Source organism: Kitasatospora sp. NPDC004669 (assembly GCF_040609455.1).
In the GTDB taxonomy this organism is placed as follows: domain Bacteria; phylum Actinomycetota; class Actinomycetes; order Streptomycetales; family Streptomycetaceae; genus Kitasatospora.
Window position 1 is genome coordinate 1 of record NZ_JBEXKB010000169.1, and the last position, 5,342, is coordinate 5,342.

Sequence of the window (5,342 nt, forward strand, 5' to 3'; positions counted from 1 at the left end):
CGATTGAAGCGTCGGACCTGCCTCTGCTCGTCTCATCGTCGATCTGCACGACGCTGTGCACGTTCAGCTGTACTTGGGTGTGCGCGTTCACTCGCACGCCGACATCAGCCCCGGATCTGGAGTTCGCGGTGCCAGCGGTATGCCCTCTGTCTGCATGCTCTCGAGCACCACCGGCGGGCGGGAGAATGTCTCGAGTCCGCCAGGGACTCCGGGCAGATGCCGCACTTGAGCCGGCCGGCATGCTCTTCGAGTTCCGCTTCCCAACAGGCGGTTGAGCACAACGGGCAGCCACGGGGTCTGCCTTGGAAGTTGGTCGCGCAACGATTGCAAGTCATCGGCTGTGCTGGGCTCGGCGTCGGTGTCCACGTCGGCTCCGCTGGCTCTGCCGGGGTGGGGATGGGGGGCCTGAGCTGACGAGTGACCGTCGGCCGGCAGCCGGGAGAGCACCATCGGCGGCTTGTGCCCGAGGAGGTCTTCGCAAAGGGAGTCTGGCAGTTCTCGCAGGTCAGCAGTGTGTGGTTGGCCGGTTCGTGGCCGCGGTATGCGCGCTTCTTGCAGCGGCCCGAGCACCAGCGGCGGGCCGAACCGTCAGTGCCCACGGGTGGCAGGGGTGCTCCGCAGAACTCGCAGGCGGACATCAGCTGCTCCCGCTGCGCGATGCGGTCCCAACGGCGGGCGTCCTTCGCGCAGGTGGTTGAGCAAAAGCGGCGCGATGTGCGGCAGTTCGGCGGCAGGGGCCGCTCGCATGCGACGCAGACACGAGTCGTTTCGTCGGTCGAGTCTGACTCAGGCCGTTTGTCGACGGGATCGGGGCTGCGCTGGCGTAGGAGGTAGGCGGTGCGGCGGCAGGTGGACGAACACAGCCGGTGCCGCTGACCGAACTGGATCTTCATGGGCTGCCGGCAAATCCGGCAGGCGGCGGTGGCCTCGCGGCTGCGGTGGGCTCGGCTCCGGCAGCGGCTGGAGCAGAGGAAGGCCCGGCTGCCGAAGGTCCCGGTGGGCGGCATGCTCGCGCCGCACTCCTGACACTGTTTCGTCTCCAGGATCGCGTGGAGTATGCCGGGGTCGCGGCCGGTGAGTGCCGCGAGGCGGAACCAGGACGGCATGCCGGAGTGGAAAGGCGGCTCGGCCAGGAATCTCCGCAGGTAGGCGAGCGGGAGGTGGTTGGCGTGCGCGAGCCTGGCGATGAAGGAGGGGCCTCCCTCCCCGGCCCGGGGGCGGACCTGGAAAGGAAGCGGGTTGATCGGCGAAGCACTTCCTGCGGGTGCGGTCACTGCTCGCCGTCTGCCTTCGGGGGCCGGCCGGGGCGCTTGCGGCGGGAGGCGATGTCCAGGTCGACGGCCAGCAGTCCGGCTTTGGTGATCTTCTCAGCGCCGGTGAGGATGGCGTCGACTGCCGCTCCGCGGATCTGGTGGGACAGGGTGCCGATCATGCCGCTGGTGCGGGTGTGGAGGAAGCGGTCCAGGCGGGTCAGCGTCCCGGGCTTGTGCTCGTGCAGCAGCAGGGTCGCCTCCATCTGCGCGACCAAGGCCTTCCACTCCGCGTTGTAGGGAAAGGCATGGGTGGCCACCGAGGTGAAGCGGCCGGCGATCTGGTCACCGCGGACCCCCGACAGCAGCTCACCAGACTCGACGTCGATGCCCGCGTAGGCGAAGGTCGCCGGGACGCGCTCGGAGAAGTACTTCAAGGTGTCGGAGACTTCGGCGCCGGACCGAGTGGCCTGCGAGATGTTGTGAATCTCGTCGACCAGCACCAGACCGGTGCGGGCCTTGGTGCAGACCCCGACCACGGCCTCGGTCAGGTCGGTGATGTTCAGGTTGCGCAGGACGGGCAGGCCGAGGAAGCGGGCGAACTCGGCAGCGATCATGCGCGGGGTCGCGGCCGGCGGGACGGTGATGTAGACGACCGGTATTCGCTCACCCTGCCCCGGGTGGCGGCGGCGGTCCGCGATCTCATGAGCCAGGCCGAGCTGGGTGAGTGCGATGGTCTTGCCGGTGTTAGCGGGGCCCGAGACCATCAGGCCCCGGCGGGCACTGATGGCACCCCGGTTCAAGATGACCAGCCGCCGGCCGCAGGTGACGGTGTGCCGAACCGTGGAGGTCGCGACCACCTGCAAGCGGGCGTGGTGGTCGAGCCGGTCCTCGTCGTAGGTGTACTGGTCTGCCTTGTCCAGGGCGTCGTACTCGGCCCGCGTCAGCGCGACCATCTGCTCGCCGACCGAGGAGGCGATGAACTCGCGCCACCCGGTCAACGTGGTCAGATACTGCCCGAAGTCGTCTCCCGGCTCCGAATTGTCGGCTGCCATCGCGTTCACGTGCGTCTCCAGGGGTCCTCAAACGGGTCGAACAGTCCAAGCGGGATCACTTCGGCCAGCAGTCCCTCGTCCGGCTCCGCGACCTCGGGCGAGGCTTCTTCCGCGGGCTTCGGCACTGGCGCCGGCAAGGGGGCCACCGGTGCGGCGGCCTTGGTGCGGGCCGCAACGCGGCGATCGCCCTTGGACGGCTTGTCCTTCCCCGCGGCCTTGCCCGCCGGCTCCGAGGCGGGACCGGCGTGGGCACGGGTCATCAGCGCGGCCACCGCCTGGGCGAGTTCTTCCTCGGTGGCCTTGGGCAGCTGGTGGCTGACGTGGTCCCAGGCCAGCTCACCGAAAGGCACCGGGGCCCGGTTCAGGTACTTCCAGTTCGCCTGGACCCACCCGTTGTCGCCACGGTGGTTGCGCACCCAGATCCGCGAGGCGTCGTAGGGGTCGCGGTGGATCTCCCACAGGCCCCGCTTGGACGTGACGCCCGAATCGCGCCGACGCATCGGCCCCAGTTCCGGGCTGTCGTAGGTGCGGTTGTTGATCCGGACGCCGTAGGCGTTGACGACCCGCCACTCGGCGGGCAGCAGCTCGATGTAGTCCTGGCCGCTGAGCGCGACCGGAACGTAGCCGCATGCTTCGACCAGCGCGGCGTACTTCTCGTTCGGAGTGAACAGCCGCCCGGGATGGTCGGGGTCCCGCAGACCGGCATGGGGCCGATTTTGCCACTTGGCGACGACCCATTCATCCAAGATGTCCTGCAACTCCAGCAGTGACCACAGGTTCTCCCGCTCCGGGTGCCGGCCGCGGCGGTCGGTGTTGCGGCCGGTGTGACCGGGCAGGAACTGCGCGAACAAGGTGGCCACCGAGCCCAGCATCTTCTCGATGTGGCCCTTCTCGAAGGGCGAGCCCTTGTGCGTGGGCTGGAAGTCGATCTCCAGGAACCGGCAGGAGGACCGGAAGTTGCGCGACACGAAGACCTTCCCGTGGTCGCAGACGATCATCTCCGGGACGATCACCGGCCGGGCCGCCGCTTGCTCCAGGCGCTCGTCCAGAGACAGCAGCCGGCGGTGCGGCAGCACCGAGCGGGACATCTTCAGCGCCTCCACCCACCCCGGCCTCATCAGCTCGGGGGTGACCGTGCGGGCCAGCAGCACGCTGGCGTCCACCGACTTCGTCGTCGGCCGCAGCACCGCCGCGGTCAGGGTCCGGGTCGCAACGTCGATCATCCCGGTGAGCTCGACCTTGCCGACCACCCCGTTGTCCAACCGGACCATCACGTCCAGCGGGGTCGAGTCGATCTGCATCACCTCGCCCGGCGCGAACACCGGCAGTTCCCCGAACGGAGCCCTGGCCCCGTGGGCCCGCGAGCGGCGCGTAACAGCCGAGCCGGTGGCATGGGTGCCGGCCGTCAGCTTCGCCAGCACCCGGTAGAGCGTGCGCTCGGACGGCAACTCGACCGGCTCCCCCGGCTGGCCTGCCAGGATCTCCCCGGTACGCCAGATCAGGAACGACCCGGTCCGGGTCGACGCGTCGACTCCCTCCTTGATCGCCTGCCGCATCGCGGCCACCACCGACGGGTCCACCGCCCTGAACTCCGGAGCCTTGCGCACCGGGCGGTGGTCGGCGAGCCCGAGCACCCCGTCCTCCTGGTAACGGCGCCGCAGACGAGCCACGGTGCTGGCCGTCACCGGATGCCCGGCCGCCGTCAGCTCCGCCGCCTTGACCCTCTGACGCGCGGTCACGGACTGCTTCAGGTCGTATCCGGGCCGCGGAGCCGATCCCGGCTCCGCATTCGGCGCCAGACCGTGCAGCACCTCCAGGATGTGCCCCTCCCACCACAACGCCCGCTTGACCGCCCCCTCCGGGAAGGTCTCCAGCAAGACGGAGGCGGGCAGCGGCATCCGCTCAGGCCGGTAGAGAACCTCGAAGTCCACCGCCTCGAACAGGTCGATCAGGGCCACCACCAGGTGCGGTTGCTCCGCATCCTCCAGTACCGCCACCTGCGGCGTGACCGCGAACACCGCACGGACCTGGCCCTTGAACCGGACCCTCTCACCGACCGCCAGTGCCGGCGGCCGTGTCAACCTTCCCACCGTTGTCCTCCCTCTGCCCAGACCACGCTCTCGACCCCCAGTAGTCCGCACGCCAGATCGGCGACCAGGGCCCCGGACCACAGCAAGTGGAACAGCACCGGCAGGACCTGGAGGCGGTCGCCGACACGGCCGGCACCCTCCCACAGCCCCATCGGCTCCCTGAACACGTCGAGCAGGGCGGCGGCCACCGCAGCCGGGCGCCCCGAACGTGCCCGCCGATACCGCGCCAGCCAGCGCATGTTCGCCATGAACACCGGCTCGGGCCGCCCGGCCCACTCGAACTCCCAGCCCACCGCCTCGCAAGCGCGCCCGGTCGCCGCGAACGACTCCCGCGTGGCGTCGTCCATGTCGTCCTCGGCCCGGACATCGACGACACGAGCCCGGCCGTCAGCGAGCCGGACGAAGAAATCAGGCGCATGGCGGCGCATCCTCCGCCCGTCGTGCCACTGCAGCCAGAACGGCTGCGAGGCGATCACGGCGACCTGCGGATCACGATCCATCAGCAGCAGACGATCCCGCTCCAGCCACGACTCGTAGCCCACGTGATCCCCGACCGTCACCGAGTAGTACCAGCCCGCGAAACCTCGGCCGCCCTTGCTCCAACGGAACTCGCGCACCGGCTCCACGGCCTCGAAACGGGTGTCCCAGCTCGCCCCGAGCGGACGCCGAACACGCTCGCCGCCCGCATAGAAGTCCAGGTCAAATGCCGCCAGGACATCATCACCGAACGCACCGACCGGTGCCCCCACCACGCCCCCACCCTGATACACCGTCAACCGGTCAATCTTCAGTGGCAGAAACTAGCGTTGATCATCCTTCAGTGGCAAACGGTCAAGCTTCAGTGTCAGAGGAGTGCGCCACGAAGTACCACACGATCGAGTGGAGGTGAAAGACCTTCTCCGCCGGACCGTCGCAGCGGTCTGGTGAAGCTGGGGGCAGCCTGATCC

The 5,342-nt window shown here is 69.2% G+C and carries 3 protein-coding genes; all 3 read right to left on the reverse strand.

Features of this window, described 5'->3' with window-relative positions; genetic code table 11:
* Positions 1-1,270: 1,270 nt before the first annotated feature.
* From ABZW30_RS46410 to ABZW30_RS46420, 3 genes are read right to left on the reverse strand one after another with little or no spacing between them, the layout of a single operon-like run.
* A complete protein-coding gene (locus ABZW30_RS46410) occupies positions 1,271-2,305 on the reverse strand; it encodes a TniB family NTP-binding protein (protein ID WP_355677392.1) in 1,035 nt (344 codons plus the stop codon).
* 5 nt (positions 2,306-2,310) lie between these two features.
* A complete protein-coding gene (locus ABZW30_RS46415) occupies positions 2,311-4,395 on the reverse strand; it encodes a Mu transposase C-terminal domain-containing protein (protein ID WP_355677391.1) in 2,085 nt (694 codons plus the stop codon).
* Positions 4,383-5,165, reverse strand: a complete 783-nt coding sequence (locus tag ABZW30_RS46420) for a TnsA-like heteromeric transposase endonuclease subunit (protein WP_355677393.1) — start codon at positions 5,163-5,165, stop codon at positions 4,383-4,385. Before ABZW30_RS46420 ends, ABZW30_RS46415 begins: the two co-directional genes overlap by 13 nt.
* Positions 5,166-5,342: the final 177 nt, after the last annotated feature.

Bases quoted from the DNA above. Each gene is read 5' to 3' on its own strand.
- ABZW30_RS46410 (WP_355677392.1), bottom strand. From the start codon at position 2,305: ATGGCAGCCGACAATTCGGAGCCGGGAGACGACTTCGGGCAGTATCTG.